Source organism: Sphingobacterium sp. UBA7038 (assembly GCF_002494055.1).
Classification (GTDB): Bacteria; Bacteroidota; Bacteroidia; order Sphingobacteriales; family Sphingobacteriaceae; genus Sphingobacterium; species Sphingobacterium multivorum.
The window spans coordinates 15,546-34,473 of the sequence record NZ_DLAV01000039.1; the positions used below are offsets into that span (position 1 = coordinate 15,546).

Annotated in this window: 17 protein-coding genes; 3 read left to right on the forward strand and 14 right to left on the reverse strand. The window is 38.9% G+C overall.

All coding sequences use genetic code 11. The annotated features are described in order from the left end of the window. The 9 genes from B3H30_RS21735 to B3H30_RS21775 form a co-directional block, all read right to left on the reverse strand. Positions 1-510, reverse strand: a 510-nt coding sequence (locus B3H30_RS21735; protein ID WP_286777349.1) for a (Fe-S)-binding protein, incomplete at its 3' end; no start/stop codon positions are given. 7 nt (positions 511-517) lie between these two features. Then, positions 518-1,816 (reverse strand): 4Fe-4S dicluster domain-containing protein, encoded by a 1,299-nt coding sequence (locus tag B3H30_RS21740; protein WP_070569191.1) that lies wholly within the window; start codon positions 1,814-1,816, stop codon positions 518-520. Between the two features lie 192 nt (positions 1,817-2,008). Then, positions 2,009-2,683 (reverse strand): TetR/AcrR family transcriptional regulator, encoded by a 675-nt coding sequence (locus B3H30_RS21745; protein WP_070569195.1) that lies wholly within the window; start codon positions 2,681-2,683, stop codon positions 2,009-2,011. 361 nt (positions 2,684-3,044) lie between these two features. Next, positions 3,045-3,614, reverse strand: a complete 570-nt coding sequence (locus B3H30_RS21750; protein WP_070569926.1) for an OmpH family outer membrane protein — start codon at positions 3,612-3,614, stop codon at positions 3,045-3,047. Positions 3,615-3,717: 103 nt separating this feature from the next. Next, positions 3,718-4,251 (reverse strand): OmpH family outer membrane protein, encoded by a 534-nt coding sequence (locus B3H30_RS21755; RefSeq protein ID WP_046671928.1) that lies wholly within the window; start codon positions 4,249-4,251, stop codon positions 3,718-3,720. 423 nt (positions 4,252-4,674) lie between these two features. Next, the gene (gene bamA, locus B3H30_RS21760; protein ID WP_070569198.1) at positions 4,675-7,239 is read right to left on the reverse strand and encodes an outer membrane protein assembly factor BamA; all 2,565 of its coding nucleotides are present in this window, start codon (positions 7,237-7,239) and stop codon (positions 4,675-4,677) included. Between the two features lie 113 nt (positions 7,240-7,352). After that, entirely contained in the window at positions 7,353-8,090 is a 738-nt protein-coding gene (locus tag B3H30_RS21765) for an isoprenyl transferase (protein WP_046671941.1), read from the reverse strand. Positions 8,091-8,379: 289 nt separating this feature from the next. Next, complete coding sequence (locus B3H30_RS21770; RefSeq protein WP_070569204.1) at positions 8,380-9,264, reverse strand: NAD kinase; 885 nt, start codon at positions 9,262-9,264, stop codon at positions 8,380-8,382. 46 nt (positions 9,265-9,310) lie between these two features. Next, positions 9,311-9,973 (reverse strand): CBS domain-containing protein, encoded by a 663-nt coding sequence (locus B3H30_RS21775; RefSeq protein WP_286732580.1) that lies wholly within the window; start codon positions 9,971-9,973, stop codon positions 9,311-9,313. Between the two features lie 252 nt (positions 9,974-10,225). Here B3H30_RS21775 and B3H30_RS21780 point away from each other — a divergent pair, with 252 nt between their 5' ends. Together B3H30_RS21780 and B3H30_RS21785 are read left to right on the forward strand one after the other, a co-directional pair. Continuing rightward, the gene (locus B3H30_RS21780) at positions 10,226-11,059 is read left to right on the forward strand and encodes a 1-acyl-sn-glycerol-3-phosphate acyltransferase (RefSeq protein WP_070569211.1); all 834 of its coding nucleotides are present in this window, start codon (positions 10,226-10,228) and stop codon (positions 11,057-11,059) included. A 5-nt stretch (positions 11,060-11,064) separates the two neighbouring features. Continuing rightward, positions 11,065-12,024 carry a GNAT family N-acetyltransferase gene (locus tag B3H30_RS21785; protein ID WP_046671934.1) on the forward strand — a complete coding sequence of 320 codons (960 nt, stop codon included), beginning with the start codon at positions 11,065-11,067 and terminating at the stop codon, positions 12,022-12,024. 61 nt (positions 12,025-12,085) lie between these two features. Here B3H30_RS21785 and B3H30_RS21790 read toward each other — a convergent pair whose 3' ends face one another. From B3H30_RS21790 to B3H30_RS21805, 4 genes are all read right to left on the reverse strand, one after another. Further along, positions 12,086-12,826 (reverse strand): MIP/aquaporin family protein, encoded by a 741-nt coding sequence (locus B3H30_RS21790; RefSeq protein WP_070569215.1) that lies wholly within the window; start codon positions 12,824-12,826, stop codon positions 12,086-12,088. Positions 12,827-12,835: 9 nt separating this feature from the next. Next, positions 12,836-14,335, reverse strand: coding sequence for a glycerol kinase GlpK (glpK, locus tag B3H30_RS21795; protein ID WP_070569218.1), 1,500 nt, complete (start codon positions 14,333-14,335; stop codon positions 12,836-12,838). A gap of 34 nt (positions 14,336-14,369) precedes the next feature. Further along, positions 14,370-15,947 carry a glycerol-3-phosphate dehydrogenase/oxidase gene (locus B3H30_RS21800; RefSeq protein WP_070569221.1) on the reverse strand — a complete coding sequence of 526 codons (1,578 nt, stop codon included), beginning with the start codon at positions 15,945-15,947 and terminating at the stop codon, positions 14,370-14,372. Between the two features lie 221 nt (positions 15,948-16,168). Continuing rightward, the gene (locus tag B3H30_RS21805; RefSeq protein WP_262511802.1) at positions 16,169-16,303 is read right to left on the reverse strand and encodes a hypothetical protein; all 135 of its coding nucleotides are present in this window, start codon (positions 16,301-16,303) and stop codon (positions 16,169-16,171) included. A 95-nt stretch (positions 16,304-16,398) separates the two neighbouring features. On the opposite strand from B3H30_RS21805, the gene B3H30_RS21810 reads away from it, so the two are divergent. Then, positions 16,399-16,905 (forward strand): thioredoxin family protein, encoded by a 507-nt coding sequence (locus B3H30_RS21810; RefSeq protein WP_236586101.1) that lies wholly within the window; start codon positions 16,399-16,401, stop codon positions 16,903-16,905. A gap of 549 nt (positions 16,906-17,454) precedes the next feature. Here B3H30_RS21810 and B3H30_RS21815 read toward each other — a convergent pair. Further along, positions 17,455-18,846: an arginine decarboxylase gene (locus B3H30_RS21815; protein WP_046675638.1), complete on the reverse strand. Its 1,392-nt coding sequence runs from the start codon at positions 18,844-18,846 to the stop codon at positions 17,455-17,457. Positions 18,847-18,928: the final 82 nt, after the last annotated feature.

Here is an 18,928-nt window from a genome sequence, read left to right on the forward strand (position 1 = left end):
TACTTTTCTCGGCGCCTCATAGACCTCATTCGCACGACCAAGATAACAGGGATCATGATAGGTTATCTTCTTTCCTTTGAATAAGTTGTTATCTGCTGTTTTTAATTTTCCTTCATTGATCAGGTTTTGGATCAATTGTGTATGATGAATGACCTCATAGTTACCACCTAGGGATGGATACTCATTTTTCAAGGTATTGAAACAGTGTGGGCAAGCCGTTACTATTTTTTTGATTTCATAGCCATTGAGTACTTCGATGTTCATCATGGCCTGCATTTGAAATAGAAATTCGTTTCCACTTCTTTTGGCAGGATCGCCCGTACAACTTTCTTCTGTACCTAAGATGGCATATTTTAAACCGACATGTTGTAATATTCTGCAGATATCGCGCGTAATTTTCTGTGCACGTTCGTCAAAACTCCCTGCACAACCTACCCAAAATAGTATATCAGGAGTTTCTCCTTTGGCCAACAGTTCTGCAACTGTGGGAACTTTTAATTCATTTTCCATCATAAAACTATTGTTGTTGAGTCCAATTGGCGCGGTCCAATTGCGCATATTTCCAAGGGGCACCATTATTCTCAATATTTCCAAACATATTGTTAATACTCGCAGGAGCTTGTGATTCTTCCATAACAGCAAAGCGGCGTAGCTCAATAATAATATCCAAAGGATTAATATTGACCGGGCATTGTTCTACACATGCATTACAGCTTGTACAGGCCCATAACTCTTCTCGACTGATGTAAGTGTCAATGAGAGATTTTCCGTCATCCTGAAAGCTTCCATTTGTTTTGATATTCGTACCGACTTCAGTGAGTCGATCCCTTGTATCCATCATGATTTTTCGTGGGGACAGCAGCTTTCCCGTTATATTTGCGGGGCAGGAAGATGTACAACGTCCACATTCAGTACAGGTATATGCATCCAATAAGCTCTTCCAGGTTAAATCCTGGACATCTTTGGCTCCAAAGCGTGCATTTGCATCTGCTGGAGGCGGGGTGAAACTCGGATCAAGCATTGCCTTAACCTCATTGGTCACAGCTGGCATATTGGATAGTTTGCCTTTTGCGTTCAGATTAGAAAAATAGGTGTTCGGAAAAGCCAAAATAATATGAAGGTGCTTGGAATAGGGGAGGTAGTTTAAGAAGGCAAGTACACCTAGGATATGAAACCACCAACAAGACCGCTCTATTAAAAATAAGGCCTCCGTCGAAGTAGGAAGGTATGGAAGAAGATAATGGCTTACTGGAAAGGAACCTGCCGATTTAAAATGTGCAAAGCCATAGAGTTGCAATTTAAGATCAGAAGCGTTCATCAGTAGGAAAGCCGACATTAAAAGAATCTCTGTGATTAAAATAATATTTGCATCCGTCTTGGGCCAATGTTTCAATTCCGCGCTATTTAAGCGAGCTACTTTAGCAATATTTCTCCGAAATAAAAAGATGAGACAGGATACCAGTACACCCAGCGCGAGCCATTCAAATGCCCCAATCAGGAAATTATAAAGACCCCCTAGAAATGAAAAGATACGATGTGTACCAAAAAGCCCGTCTATGACAATCTCCAACATCTCAATATTGATGATGACAAATCCAAGGTATACAAATAAATGTAGGACTGCGGGGAAAATACGCTTAAACATTTTCTTTTGACCAAAGGCGACGAGGAACATCATTTTCCAACGCTCCGCGGATCTGTCCGAACGATCTGCCGGTCTGCCTAGCTTGATATTACGATAAATCTGTTGTGCATTTTTGCTAAAAAGAAACAATGCTACAGCGAAACAAACCGCAAATATTAGTTGACCTATCATATGCTTGTATCTTGGTTATAAACAAATATACTATATTATTTTGTTATGCTAACATAGTAAAAATAAATCAAAAATGAGGACCTAACACGATAAATTATTGGAATTTTTTAATGGTGAATTTAGGCTGTAATGAAAAACGTCCAGAAGGAATTATTTCTTCTTGGACGTTTTCTCTAGTTGTATCTGAGTAGACTACAGCTCAACATCAGAAAATGTCTGTTCTAATATTTTACGCATCGTTTTCTGAATTCGTTCTTTTCCTGCTTCGGTATTTACATCAATACCGCAAAATGTACTACCTGTAGATTTTGCCTGAAGGCTCAAATAATAAATTGAACTGACTAAAATCGCTAATGTCGCTCTAAGGTCGTTTTCGGAGTTTTCGAATTTTGAATCGACATGTTTAAATAGTTCTTCGCCGAGCAATTCTCTTCTGTCGGCTATATTTTTAAGGGCTTTTGTTTTTTCGCCCAGTCCCCAATGAATAACTTTTTGCTTCGTCTTATCCTTCAAAAAGGTGTTAAATTGAGATTTAAGCAATTCTTCTATCAAGGAGATACTGATGGAGCCCGGGTTTGTGATCATTTGTTCCAATACGCCCTTGTCTCCGATTTGCCAAAAATCTTTTTGTGTTAGGTAAGCTTCCACCAGTTGATCGAGACCGCCAAAATAATTCCATATTAATGCTTTGTTCAGTCCACATTCCAAAGCAATATTAGGCCCATTCAATGCATGGTATCCTTTTTTCTGAATTACCTTTCCGACAGCAGCGATCATTCGCGCCTTGGTGCGTTCTTTGTCGCGAATAGGACCGGAAGTTACCTTTCTTTCTTTTTTAGGATTATCCTCAATTACTTTCTTTTTCATGCGAATAAAATCATTTTAACGACGAAGCTTTCCTGGGTACCTCATATTCGTCAGTTAATGAACAAATTTGGGACCATGAAGTTTTCATTAGGGTAGATATGTTTGTTTTCCGAACCAATATCTACAATTTAGCTGGTAAATGCAAGAAAATCAAGCAGCAGATTTTTATTTACACTATAATTTGACTGATTCGATAAGCTTTTGAGTTTACCTTATTCTTTTCGCTGTAGAACTGGAGCGTATTTGGTGCTGTCGGCGTTTTACGCTGATTGAAATTCACTTGCCATTGGGAAAATAGATAGGCAATAAAAAAGGGATTATCGATATCGATAATCCCTTTTTTATTGCCTTGTATACTAGCTTATTTTCTTGCTGGAGCAGCAGTAGGAGCAGCTGTAGCTGAAATACCTAATTTTGTTTTTACAGCAGCAGTTAAATCCTCTCCGCCTTGGAAATAAGGAATATTTGTGCTTGAAATATCAAATACATAAGCCATACCTTTTTCTTTAGAAACAGCATTTACAGCTTCACCAACTTTTCTGTGTATAGGTGCAATTAATTCTTCTTCTTTTTTGTTCAAGTCTTCTTGAGCAGCTTGTTGTGCTGTTTGAATACGCGCTTGGATATCTTGTAATTCTTGACCTATTTTGTTGATTTCTGGATCAACCGTATCTTTATTTGCTTCACTTCTGTTACGCAATTTATCGTTTGCATCTTTTTGTTTTGTTTGATAGATGGTAACCATATCTTGAATTTCTTTGGTTTTACCATCACTCAATGTCTTCAACTGCCCTTCAGCTGTTTTAAATTCAGATGTTGACTGAATAATTTCAGCAAAATTGATATGACCAATCTTTTGTTGCGCATTTGCGAATTGAGTTGAGAAAAATACTGCCACTAAAGCAACCGCACCCTTTAATAAATTTTTCATGCTTTTCATTTTAATCTAATGAGCCATCTTTATGGCAATCTTTTAGTTTTCTAATTAATTACTACTATTATTATTTGTGTTCACAATGATAATAAACTCCCGCTTAGTTTGCAAGACTCGGATTGGGTTTATATCCTAATTTTGTAATGACATCATTACTTTTATTCAATTTTGGATTGGCATAGAGAAAAGTAGACTCATTGCCCTTGTCCATAATAAAATCAATTCCCTGGGCCGAAGCAACATCTTGGATAGCTTTTGCTACACGGTCTTGAATAGGCTTCATCAATTGAGTACGTCTTTTAAAGAGGTCGCCTTCAAATCCAAACTTTTGTTTTTGATAGTCTTTTACTTCTTTTTCTCTTGTCACGATTTCATCCTCTCGGCGGCGACGCATATCTTCATTTAATAAAACCTGGTCCTTTTGATAAGCCTGATATAGTTTTTCAATCTCAGCATATTTCTGATCCACTTCTTCCTGCCATTGCTTAGATAGGTCATCTAACTGTTTCTGTGCAGTCGTATATTCAGGAATATGTTTTAGGATATATTCTGAATCAGCATATGCAAGTTGTTGGGCAAATGTCGCTGTAGCACTCACGACTACAAAAGCTATAACTAACAATATTTTTTTCATATTTCCTGTAAGTTTTTATAGACTATACTTTTTATTATTTAACACTAATTTACCTTATGACTTCGGATAATCCCAAAAGTTTAATTCGAGAAAACCGCTCTACGTAAATTTACGGCTCAAAAATAAGAAAAAAGAAGCAATCTAACAGATATTTCTCGGGTTTAACACTATTTAACTTGTTGAAGAATGCTCCAATGCTAGTTGCCTGAGTGCTGTTTATAGCTTCTTTTTTCGGTGATCATAACCGCACTCAATATAAGAAAATTTATAAGATATATAGGGTGATTTCGCATTTAATCCGATCGGGTGGAAATGAAAGAAAAATGCATGATTTATTGGAAAATAATCTTAAAACAAAAAAGCTATCTACAATTTCTTGCGATAGCTTTTTATTTTATTTCGACAGGATTGGATCAACAAAGATTAGAATCCACCCATATTTTGCATGATACTAAATGTAAAGTTTTGTTTCCATGTACTGCTTGGTAAACCCGGGATAGGGTCGAATGCATGGCCGTAATCTATTCCTAGCATACCGAAGATAGGTAAGAAGATACGGGCACCAACACCTGCAGAACGACGTACTTTAAATGGGTTGTATTCGGTGAACTTGTTCCAGGTATTTGCCGCTTCAGCGAAAGCCAATACGTAAACTGTTGCCTGATCATTTAACATCACCGGGTGACGTAATTCCATTTGATATTTCGTATAGATTGGACTACCTGAATTTCGTGCCACATTCACATTTTGTGTTCCTTCAGGAATGATTACACCATTTGCATAACCACGTAACGCAACAATTTCAGATCCTTGTAGGTAATCAAACCCTTGCATACCATCCCCACCGACTTTGAAACGCTCGAAAGTTGATATCTCAGTTTTGCTGGAGTATTTACCCAAGAAACCAAATTGAGCTTGTGCTTTGAAAACAAGTTTTCCCGCAATTTTTGCATACCATTGCGAGTCAAATTTCCATTTGTGGTACTCTGTCCAACGGTAGCGTTCCTGAGCCGAACCATTTTTATAATCAATGTTGTTGAACAATGAATATGGAGGCGTCAATTGCACCGAGAATTTGATGTTTGAACCCGAAGTAGGATAGATAGGAGCATCGATCGAATTACGGCTAAACTCTTGCGTCAAGTTGATGTTATAGGCTGTACCATTATCAAATAGGAAGTAATTTCCATAATTCTGAAGCTTATAACGTTGGAATGACAAGGAAGTATTTGCCTGGAACCAGTTGTCTGGCCATTGCAAGCGTTTACCTAATGTTGCGGTAATACCAGTCATCCAAATACGATTCAACTCGGAATCCTTAACAATTTGCTCGCCAGTATAGTAGTTAAACCCACCATATGATGAACTCGAAGTATAGGCGCTCAAACCAAAATAAATTGGTTTTTTACCACCCAACCAAGGCTCGGAGAAAGAGAAACTATACGATTGATAACGTTTACCCGAAGTTTGACCACGGACACTCAACTTCTGTCCATCTCCACGTGGTAGCGGTTTCCAGGAACTTTTATCAAAGAAATTACTGGTAGAGAAGTTGTTAAATGTTAAACCTAACGTACCGATGATCTGACCGGCACCATAACCACCCGAAAGCTCGACCTGATCCGAAGGTTTTTCAGTCACATTGTAAACAATGTCCACTGTACCATCCGCATAATTTAGATTTGTCGGTACTGGGTTTGTCTTTTGCTCATCAAAATTTCCCAACTGCGCAATCTCACGCACACTGCGCATAATTTGTTCTTTTGAGAATTTTTGACCAGGTTTTGTATAAATAGAACGTAATACAACACGGTCGTTGGTTACATCATTACCTTTAACAATAACGTTATTGATGGTATATTGAGCACCTTCATAAACACGTAAATTTAAATCGATGGTATCGTTATAAATACGCGTTTGTTCGGGGTCTACTGAGAACGTAAGATAACCATCGTTCATATAGATTGAAGAGATGTCATCTGCATTTCGACCACCACCTAACAATTTGGCGTTTAACTTTTCTTCCGAAAAGACATCACCACGTTTAACCCCTAAAATTTTATTCAGTAGGGTATCCGAATATTTTGCATTACCTGTCCAAACAATATTACCTACATAATATTTAGGACCTTCATAGATGTCAAAATTAACCAGCACATTTTTTTCACCATCGCGAATAACCGTATCTTTCAAGATCGTGGCATCACGATAGCCTTTGGCGGCCATTTTCTTGATTAGGTTTTCTTTACCTTCTTTGTATTTTTCTTCCTTGAACTTTCCAGGACCGAAAATGCGATACCACATTTTTTGCTTGATGGGCTTGGCCATTTTTCTCAATTCTTGTTGAGAAAAATGTTCATTCCCTGTAAACGTCATTTTTTTGACTCTTACCTTATGTTTTTTATCCACATCGGCAATAAGTATTTCATTATTAGCCTGTGCCGAATCTTTCACTGTTTTTAGGGTGATCTCCGGATATAAAAAAGCCTTTTCTTTTAAGAACCGTTGAATCGTAGCACGTGTGGTGTTCATCAAGTTTTCGTTGACAATTTTACCGGTGTTGCTATTTAAACGTTTGCGAACTTCTTCGGTCTGACTTTTACTTAGGCCATTAATATCAATACGCGTTAAACGAGGACGTTCTACTACACGGATGGTCAAAAATATATTTTCACCTTCAATTTTATCTGCCCATAATTCGACATCATCAAAGAGGCCTTGAGCCATCATATCCTTTACTACTTTTGCAGTTGCCTCACTTGGAACTTCCAAATATTGACCTACTGACAATTTAGATATTGTAATTAATACATTTTTATCCAAAAATTGTGTTCCAGTTATATCAATAGCGCTAATTACATAGTTTTTAGGATTGAGATAGCTGATTTTTTCTGGGTCATTTAAATTGAACGCACCTTTGTCTTGTCCGTAGACAAGCTGCATTGATGAGAGGCCAAAAAATAGTATTACGGGTAGTATACGCTTCATTTATCTATAATTATTGGCGCTAAAGTACACCAATCGTTTGTTAATTTTTGTTAATTAAGAAAATTTAACCAGCTTGCTTTTATTCAAATCAGTGGTCAAATTTAATAAAATCTTTATAACTGTTCACTTGTTTTTCCAAACCTTCTTTCGCGTTGCTGGTAATCGACGATGGATTTAAATAAATCTTCTTTCGTAAACTCAGGCCACATCTTATCAAGGAAGCATAATTCTGAATAGGCAATTTGCCAAAGTAGGAAGTTGCTTATTCTCAATTCTCCGCTGGTACGTATCAACAGGTCAGGATCGGGGAGGTTTTGTGTATAGAGGTTTGCAGCGAATAACTCATCGTTGATTTCTTCCGCATGGAGTTTTCCGTCTTTTACTTGTTGGGCTAGATTCCGGGCGGCATCTACAATTTCTTGTCGGGAACTGTAACTCAACGCTAATGTCAATGTACAGTGTGTATTTTCTTTCGTTGCTTCTATGGTTTCCTGTAGCTTCTTTTGTGCATTGGAAGGTAGTTTGGTGATATCACCAATGACATTCAAACGGACGCCATTCTCCTGAAAAGTTTTGATTTCTTTTTTAAGGGAAGTAACCAATAGCTCCATGAGTGCCATTACCTCGAGCTTAGGCCTATTCCAGTTTTCTGCAGAAAATGCATAAAGTGTCAGAAATTTAATATTTGCTTTTACACATCCTTCTAATGCTTCTCGTACTGCTTTTACACCATTTTGATGCCCAAATACGCGAAGTTTCCCTTTCTGTTTTGCCCAACGGCCGTTGCCATCCATGATGATGGCTATATGCTGTGGCAATTTAATACTATCTATCTGATCTAAAAAACTCATTTTTGCTGTTTTCAATAAAATGAACACCTTAGGCATCAATGCTATTTTGGCGTTTTAAAACCTACTTTTGGTTTCCTGTATTGCTACCAATGATTATTGTTTGTTTAACGTACTTTTCATTGATTAATTATCGCACTTGGATTTCTATTCCGGATGTTCTTATTCCGTCTTTCTTTATTTCTTCCAAATATCGATTTTTAATTGGAAATTTAGAAGGACAATATGTAGAAAGATTGTTTTGTGTGTTTCTCTTCATACAAAGCGAGCTTGTGCGAAGTGAATTGATAGCCTAATAATTTCTGACATCGATGCCCCAAAGTAATTTTTCCCGCAGCGTACTGAAAAAGCTTTCATGGGGGAGTCTAATCAGATTAATAGTAAATGGAGCCTGTTTAATGGTTAATTTTACAGATGTATCAATAGACTCGTTTTTGGAATCACAGCTTAAGATGTATTGATTGCTTCGACTCTCTATTTCCAATTCAAGGGTAAACTGATTCGAGATGACAATGGGTCTCACATTGAGATTGTGCGGAGAGATGGGGGTAATGACAAAATTGCCACTTTCCGGCATAATAATAGGTCCGCCGCAACTCAATGAATAGGCTGTGGATCCGGTAGGTGTAGCGATAATTAGTCCATCTGCCCAGTATGAATTCAGTAGTTCGCCATTGATGCGTGCATTGACCGTAATCATGGCCGAGCTGTCGTAACGAAATACGGTGATATCATTAAGGGCATAATGATTGCCTTCAAACAAGTTAAGCTGTTCAGATTCTACAGAGAGCAGCACGCGCTTCTGTATGGTAAAACGCTGGTTCAGTATATCCTCGATGGCATCCTCAAAATCATTTTTATTGATGGACGCTAAAAAGCCGAGGCGTCCAAAGTTTATTCCTGCAATTGGAATTCCGGAGTCTTTAATCAAGGAAACAGCAGATAACATGGTTCCATCTCCGCCCAGACTCAACATAATGTCAATATCGTCTTTGATTTCTTGATAGGTATTGTATGTTGAGAAGTTAAAGGCACATTCCAATTGTGATAGCAGAAATTCATGAAATGGATCATAGACCCAGATCTCAATATTTTTATCGACAAGATATTCAAATAAGTGTTTCACATGTGGTATAACAGAGGGCTGAAACTCTCTTCCATATATTGCGATTCTCATATTGTTTTCAATTTATGGGGCAAAGATGAGAAAAAACTAATCCTAATCAAATGTTAATATAATTCATGAGCTGCTGATAACGGTCGGCAGTGTCGTCAAATGCAGCTATGGTATTATGGGTTTCAAGAACTAAATAGTTGTGTCTTAGGAATGAATTCAGTAATGCATTAATGTTCGACTTGTCGACTTTAAGGGTAACTTCAATGTTGTCACTTTCCAAATTTATTTTGGTCGCACAATTGAGTATTCTACAATTGTCACTTTCAACAAGGTGTGCAATCTGTGAAAGTGAAAAATCATGTAGGCCAATTGCCAACACAATAATAGCCCCAGATTCATTTTGCGATTGAATTGAACTTATTGCCTTTAATATATCTAATTGCGTTGACACACCAATATATTTGTTGTCTTGATCTAAAACAGGGATGATTGTACTATTATATACAGTTATCATCACCAAGGCATCATAGGGGTGTTGATTAAACTTCAGTTGTATGGGGGCTGTATTTATTTTTATGGATGAAAGGGGAGCATCTTCATCTTCCGCATCCAATAAGATGGTTTCATTAACCAGGCCAATATAGTCGTCACCATTTAAAACGACTAATTCTTTACAAAGCATATCTTGCAGCTTCTCTAGCGCTTGTTGTATTGAATCAGCATTTTGAATACTGAAATCAGCATTTGAAAGAAATTGACTTATTAGCATACTCAAACTTAATAAAAAAAGTAGGTGAAAAGAAATTTTACAGATCAGATTTATGCGTAATTCATTGATTGCTTGTAATACCTAAAATACGAAGAACAGCGAAAGATTACATAATTGCAAATAAGTACAATTTTAAAGTTTAAAATTGTACTTTTATTACCATTCTGTTATTATTTTTGTCAACGAATTGGAATAGGCATAAAACGGGGCCTAAATGGAGGAGAAGTATTTTTAATTGGAACAGTAAGATTGATGATCACAAGCGAGAGTAAAAAGTTTATTGATATACGTGAAGTTATTCACAAAAAAAATGCGGGGCTTGCTAAATGGATTCCGTCTTTTTTACTTAATTATTTAAAAAGGACAATTCATGAGGACGAGATAAATGATATTATGACGCGCTTTGCAGATCTTCAAGGCTTGGATTTTGTTGATGCATTGATCAACGATCTGGATGTCAAGGTCAATTTGTATGGGGCAGAAAATATCCCCGTATCGGATCCGGTTATTTTTGCGTCCAATCACCCTTTGGGAGGATTGGATGGTATTGCATTTATGCACGCTATAGGTAAATATAGGCGCGATGTGAAGTTCTTGGTTAATGATATTCTTTTAAATATAGGTAATTTGAGGCCTTTGTTTGTCGGTGTCAATAAGTTAGGGGGGCAAGGGAAACAGGCGATCTCTGCGATTGAGGAGGCCTATGGAGCGGACGATGCGCTACTGGTATTTCCTGCAGGTTTGGTTTCCAGAAAACAAAACGATGGCCGCATAGAAGACCTCGAATGGAAAAAAAGTTTTATTAGCAAATCAAAAAAATATAAAAAAGATGTCATTCCGGTGTTGATTGACGGTAAAAACTCTAAGTTTTTTTATAATTTTGCAAGGCTTAGACAGAAATTGGGTCTCAAGGTAAACATTGAAATGTTATATTTACCTGATGAAATGTTTGCTCAACGCGGACATACCGTCAATATTATAGTAGGAGAAAGAATCCCTTATACAGCGTTTGATCAATCAAAAAACGAAAAAACTTGGGCTGAGGAAGTGAAAAGAAGGGTTTATGGATTGGCTCAAGAAAAATAGAATTTATGCAAGAAATTATACCTCCAGTTGATAGAGAATTATTGAAGACCGAATTGAATAAAGAAGTCTTCTTACGATATACCAACAATGGAAATAACGAGATATACTTAATCAACTATCATAATTCGCCAAATGTCATGCGTGAAATTGGGCGTTTGCGGGAGTTGACTTTTCGTGGCGCAGGGGGAGGTACAGGACTTTCAATTGATATCGATGAAAATGATACATGCGAAGATTGTTACGATCAGTTGATCGCATGGAATCCCGAAGATGAAGAGGTGGTTGCCGGTTATAGGGTGATCAAATGTGCCGAGGCTGGTGAAGTAAACGGCATACCCAATTTATCAACAGCACATTATTTTCAGTTTTCCGAATTATTTACGAATGAATATCTACCTTACACCATAGAGTTGGGGCGGTCGTTTGTACAGCCTAAGTACCAACCAGCCATCGACAATAGAAAAGGAATTTTTTCATTGGACAATCTTTGGGACGGTTTAGGGGCTTTGGTGATGCTTAACCCTGAAATTAAATACCTCTTTGGTAAAGTGACCATGTATCCACATTATAATAAAGATGCACGGGATATGTTGCTTTATTTTATGGACTATTATTTTCCTGACCATGATAAATTGGTTCTTCCTCTTCCGGAATTGGAAATCAAAAATGATTACGATCGCTTTGTCGGCGTATTTGATGGGCTGGATTATAAAGAAGGATATAAGGTGTTAAATAGCCATGTGAGAGCATTGGGAGAGAATATTCCACCGTTGATCAATACCTATATGAACCTATCGCCTACGATGAAATCATTTGGCACTGCACGTAATGATGAGTTTGGTACGGTAGAAGAAAAAGGTATTTTGATTGTAATTGATGATGTGTATCCCGTGAAGAAGGAACGCCATATGAATACGTTTGATCGGGATCGTGAATACGGTCATAGAAAACCCAAGCGTGGATAATAAAATAAAAGGGATTCAATTTTTGAATCCCTTTTATTTTGTTCGTGCAGCTCGACCTTGATTAGGCCGGTTTTATACAGGTATACAGTGCAAAGGCTAAAATGGCGCCCAAGATCGGTCCTAGGATTGGAATCCAGGCATAAGACCAGTCGGAGCTACCTTTTCCTTTGATTGGCCAAAGCGCATGAAATAAGCGTGGGCCAAAATCCCGGGCAGGATTGATGGCATATCCCGTAGTTCCGCCTAGGGAGAGACCGATGGCCCACACGAGGAATGCAACGGGTATCGCACCAAGGGAGCCCATGCCAATGGGAGCTGTTTTTCCGTCAATGGTGACATCTTGACCTGTTATGAAGAAAATTACAAAAATCAACACAAAGGTTCCGATAATTTCACTTGCTAGATTTGTTGATGTATTTCGGATGTTGGGTATAGTAGCGAAAACACCAAGTTTGGTCGTTGGGTCTGCTGTTGCATCGAAATGGTCTTTGTGCATGATGTAGGTCAACATCGCGCCACAGAAACCACCGGCAATTTGTGCGAGAATATAGCCAGGTACTTCCATCCAAGGGAGGCCATGATTAAGGGCTACGGCAATGGTTACCGCAGGATTGAGATGGGCTCCGGTATATGGGCCGGCAAAAACAACACCTAAATAGACTGCAAGTGCCCATGCGGTCGTGATTACAATCCACCCTCCATTTTCTCCTTTTGTGCCTTTTAAGATAACGTTGGCCACAACCCCATTGCCTAAAAGAAGGAGAAGGGTGGTGCCGATAAATTCTGCTAAATAATGGTTCATGCTTGTTGGTTAGTTTTCGGTCCAGTATTGTAATGCTTTGACTCCCTTGGTCCAGAGCTTAATAATCTTTTTTGTTTGCTCTTCTTGCTCTGCTTCAGGTTCAAATATACGATCCTGTGCCCAAAACTTAGAAATCTCATCCTCATTTTTCCAGAATCCCACGGCCAGTCCGGCGAGGTATGCTGCCCCCAAAGCTGTAGTTTCTGTAATTTTGGGGCGTACAACTTTGCTGTTTAGTACATTGGCCTGAATCTGCATAAGTAGATTATTTGCTGTTGCACCGCCGTCTACACGCAATTCTTTGATCGGTATGCCGCTATCAGCTTCCATGGCTTGCAGCACATCACGAGTCTGCAGGGAAATTGCCTCTAGCGAGGCGCGTGCAATATGACCATTGGTTGTTGCACGCGTAAGGCCAAATAGTGTACCTTGTGCACGAGCGTTCCAGTATGGAGCCCCCAGTCCGGCGAATGTAGGGATAAATGTGACACCGCCATTATCTTTTTCTGTCAGCGCTAATTGCTCTATGTCTGCCGATTTGTAGATGATGTTGAGATTGTCGCGTAGCCATTGGACCAGTGCACCGCCGATAAATATGCTCCCCTCTAAGGCATATTCTGTTTTTCCGTTGATTTTCCAGGCGACAGTCGTTAAAAGGTTGTTCTTTGAACGGATTGGTTTATCCCCGATGTTCATTAACATAAAACATCCAGTGCCGTACGTGTTTTTGACCATTCCCTTTTCAATACATTGCTGTCCGAACAGTGCCGCCTGCTGGTCGCCAGCAATTCCAGCTATCTTGACTTTGTGTGCAAAAATGGTTGTCCGTGATTCCCCATATATTTCACTGCTTTCTTTTACTTCGGGCAGCATGGCGGCGGGGATGTCAAATAATTCGAGTAGCTCCTTATCCCATTCCATGCTATGAATATTAAAGAGTAAGGTGCGGGAAGCGTTTGTTACATCCGTAATGTGAGCATCGCCCCGGGTGAGGTTCCAGACGAGCCAAGTGTCAATAGTTCCACAGATTAATTCCCCGTTTTGTGCTTTTTCCCGGGCACCTTCCACGTTATCCAGAATCCATTTTATTTTGGTTGCAGAAAAGTAAGGATCTAATATTAGGCCTGTTTTTTCCTGGATCATCTCATGTTTTCCAGAGCTACGCAACTCGTCGCAATAATCTGCTGTGCGTTTATCTTGCCATACAATGGCATTGTAGATGGGTTTTCCTGTTTCTTTTTCCCAAACGACCACAGTTTCCCGTTGATTGGTAATGCCAATAGCGGCAATATTTTTGCCGTTTAACCCTGCTTTTGTGGTTGCTTCTGCAGTGACACCTGCCTGTGTTGACCAGATTTCATGTGGATCGTGTTCAACCCATCCTGGTTGTGGGAATATTTGCGTAAATTCCTTCTGGGCAATGGAGACTATATTTCTGTCTTTATCAAAAATGATAGCTCTGGAGCTGGTGGTACCTTGATCCATTGCCAAGATGTATTGTTGTTCCATAATTGAGTAATTGAGTATTGCTGGTTATTTTGTATTACTTTAAGATATAATTTTTTGCAACATTTTGAAAATGCGTTATTTGATCATTTTGCCAATCTTCATCTTTTTCCAGTTCCTGGGCGAGTATTTTTGCGACATTAGGTGCAGCTTCAATTGCAGCTTTCGCATCAAGAAATAGCATCCGTACCCGACGGGATAGCACATCTTCCACAGTCCTGGCAAGTTCATTGCGTGCTGCCCAAACAACTTCGGCCTTTTTGAACTCAAGATGTGGGATTAACTTTTCGTTCCATTCGGGATTTTCCTGAGCCAATGCATTGATCATTTCTTGGTCGGCACCGTAAATATACATATGATTGCTTCTGTCGGACGTTGGAATGGCGCTATAGATCTTTTGTGTGGCAGACCGGCTTTCTTTTTGAGGTAAACAACCAATTTTTATCGCTTTGTCTAGGGTATCTTGGCCCATTCGACGGAATGTTGTCCACTTTCCGCCAGTTAAAGTCAGTAATTTGGAGTCGCTAACAATAACCTTGTGGCTTCGTGAGATCTCTTTGGTTTTGTTTGAGTTACCTGTAGGGGCTGCCAGTGGACGGAGGCCGGCGAATACGGCCAATGCATCCGCTCTTGTTGGTTGTTTTGTCAAGTAACGTCCCGCCGTTTTCAGAATAAAATCGATCTCCTGCTCCAAAGCTACCGGTTCAAGGCTATGCTCGTCTATCGGTGTATCCGTTGTTCCCACAATGACTCGATTATGCCAAGGTACTAGAAAAAGGACCCGTCCATCATCCGTTTTTGGAATCATAATGGCATCGTCGCCCGGGAGAAACGACTTGTCAAATACAAGGTGAACACCCTGGCTGGGGCGTACCATTTGTTTCGCTTCAGGTCTATCCATTTTTAAGATATCATCGACAAATATTCCTGTAGCATTGATAACAGCTTTGCCTTGTATGGTGAAAACTTCACCAGTTTCGGTATCATTGGCGATGACACCGTTTATTCGTCCATCGCTGTCTTTGGTGAGGTTATTGACCCTTACATAATTTAGGGCGACTCCGCCCATTTGTATACAGGTCTGCGCAACGTTGAGCGCAAGCCTGGAGTCGTCAAATTGTCCGTCTTGATATACCACGCCACCATATAGCCCTTTAGGTCGTAAAGTGCTTATGCGATTGAGCGTTTCTTCTTTATTGATATGAATGGATTTTCCCAAGCTTAATTTACCTGCCAGAAGGTCATATATTTTCATTCCAATGGTGTAAAATGGGCCATCGAACCAGCTGTAGTTTGGAATGATAAACGATTGGTTTTTAACAAGGTGTGGAGCATTTTTTTGGAGTAAACCTCTTTCATGAAGCGCTTCTTTAACCAATGAGATGTCGCCTTGAGCCAAGTAGCGTACACCACCGTGAACAAGCTTTGTTGCTTTGCTTGAAGTGCCTTTTGCAAAATCAACCTGCTCCAATAAAATTGTTTTGAACCCTCGGCTTAAGGCATCTAATGCAACACCTAATCCGCTGGCACCGCCGCCTATGACGATAACATCCCACGCGCTCGTATCCCTTATTTTTTCTATCAGTTTTGACCTGTTGAATTCTTGGTGTTTCATTTTGTTTCGTTTTGGATTTTTGTAGTGAATCTTCTGTGCTTCTTTTACTACTTCCTTTACACTAAGTTATGCTATATTTGTTAAATTTTAAAGGAAATTAAATAATATTTATGTTAAGGTCAGGTGTTTGTTTTTGTTTTGTTTTGTTTTTATTTTAGCAAAAGGAAGTCTTTTTGGTTTTTACGGGTGATAGGGTATAGCATATCAACAGGTTGCCTTTTTTACTTCTCCCCAATGGCGGTATTTTGAATGACACCCCTATTCTGATCACCTAAGGTCATGTATATAGGGCTTAATCGCGTTTTTATGAATCCGCTGAAATACGGTCCGTTGTAGTCCTGGGTGTTTTTTTTCATGGTCAATAGCTATATCATGTTTAACGATTATGTGCTGCTTATGTTTTGGTTTGGGGAAATGATTTTGTAATTTTAGATTCGTATTTAATTTATTTATGATGAGAAATATAAGATTATTACTGTGTGGAGCTATTGTGTTTTTGGGGACGGTACTCGTACAGTCCAAAGCGTTCTCACAGCAGCTTGCTACAGCTCAGGATCTTTCGAAGCCTTACAATCCAGATGCCAATGCACAGAATGATATTGATCAGCTATTGGTTCAAGCAAAGAAAGAAAAGAAAAACATCGTCATTCAAGCCGGTGGGAATTGGTGTGTCTGGTGTTTAAGATTTAATGAATATATCCATAAAACGGCAAGTGTCGACAAGTTGTTAAAGAGTCATTTCCTCTATTATCACCTCAATTATTCAAAGGAAAATAAAAATGAAGCTGTGTTTCAAAAGTATGCCCCTGAAGGCAATAAACTAGGTTATCCATTTTTTATTATTTTGGATAGAAATGGAAAAACATTGCATGTACAGGAGAGTGGTAGTCTGGAAAAAGGAAAGGGCTATGATGAAGAAAAAGTGCTTAATTTCTTTAAAACTTGGGTTGCAAAATAGCAATTATCGACTTTGGGATTTCTAGTCGCGCTAAAGGAAAATACCCAGCAATCCTTTCCTAAACGACGATACATTCTGAAAGATCAGTAGCTTTCCTTCGTACCTGCTTCGTATCTGCTTCGGATCATCAATAGATCTTGTACAGATGCTGTACAGATATTGTCCAGTCTCCAAACAGGAAAGGTCTGTACACTACTAGGTCAACAGTCGTAACGGAATTGGGCAGCTCCGAACGTGGTCCGAAGCAGGTACGAACACAATATGAATAAAAGCCAGCTGTCTTATACTGAAATAGGTTTACATCTACCGAACAGCTTACTATATAGATTTTACAATCTATTTTTTTCTACTGGATATGGTTGTCATTGTCTGTGATTTTGCCTTTAATTTACGCCCGATTGTAAATAATGGCGGATAGGCTGAAAATAAAAAGGTCTCGTTCCTAGAAACGAGACCTTTTTATTTTGGCTTAAAATAGCTCTTTTTTACGAGGATATTGTTTTGATCCCCCAATGACGAGCGTGCTTACTCTTGGTAGAATATAATATCTTATTGGTAGCCTAACAATTTCATTACTTGTTTGGAGTTTTGCTCCTCACCGAACACCTCGTAGTTGAATGTTTCATCTCTATTGCGGCGTACAAGCACATGTTTGGGTGAAGGAAGTAAGCAGTGGTGGATGCCTCCATATCCGCTTAAAACATCTTGATAGGCGCCTGTATGAAAGAAGCCCAGGTATTGAACCTTACGGGTCTTCGGCATAAATACCGAGTTCATATGCGCCTCCTGATTGTAATAATCCTGTCCATCGCATGTGATGCCACCCAAATTGACGCGTTCATATTCTGAATCCCAGTTATTGATCGGCAATAGAATGTATTTTTGATTCAATGCCCATACATCCGGCAAATTTGTAATGAATGAACCATCAATCATAAACCAACGTTCGCGGTCGTTTTGTTGCTTGCGCCCTAAAACTTTATAGAGGATACCTGATGCTTCAGCAACAGTGTATTTGCCAAATTCAGTAATAATGTCTGGTTCCATCACTTCATGGTGAGCACAGATTTGTTTGATACGGTTGACGATCTCATTGACCATATATTCGTAATCAAAGTCGTGTACCAATGAATCCTTAAATGGCATGCCACCACCGATATCTAGGGTATCTAAATCCGGGTTTACTTTCTTGAATTTACAATATAAAGTAACGTATTTCTCTAATTCGTTCCAGTAATACGGGGTGTCCGAGATACCTGAATTAATGAAAAAATGGAGCAACTTTACTTTAAAGTTTGGATTGTCGGCGATCTTGTTGTTATAGAATTCAACGACGTCTTCCTGGCGAATCCCTAGGCGAGATGTATAGAATTGAGAATCTGGTTGCTCTTCGGAAGCAACGCGGATACCTAAAGCACAAGGCTCATCCAATTCGATTTCATCATCATAAAGGTTAAACTCCTCTTTGTTATCCAGCACCGGTATAATGTTTTTATATCCATCGTGGATCATATCAACAATATATTGTTTGTACTGGTAGGTTTTGAACCCATTACAGATCACTGTAATGTCTTTTGTTACTGTGCCCTGTCTTTCCAATGAATCGATCATCGGCATATCAAATGCAGATGAAGTTTCCAGGTGGATATCATTTTTCAAAGCTTCCTCTACGATGTGCTTGAAATGGGATGACTTGGTACAATAACAATATTTGTAAGATCCGCGATAGTTGTGTTTCAGAATTGCGGTCTGAAAGAGGATTTTCGCTTGCTGAATTTTTTTGCTGACGATAGGCAAATAGGTAAAACGTAACGGCGTACCGTACGTTTCTATCATTTCCATTAAATTCAAATCGTGGAAATACAATTCGTCGTCGATGATTTCGAATCCGTCTTGCGGAAAACCAACACTTAAGTCAAGAAATTCCTGATAGCTCTGCATTTTTTATTATTTTTGCAAAGATATACTTTAATGGTGAATACCTAAATAAGGAATGTTATTTATTTCCAATTCACTATCAGGA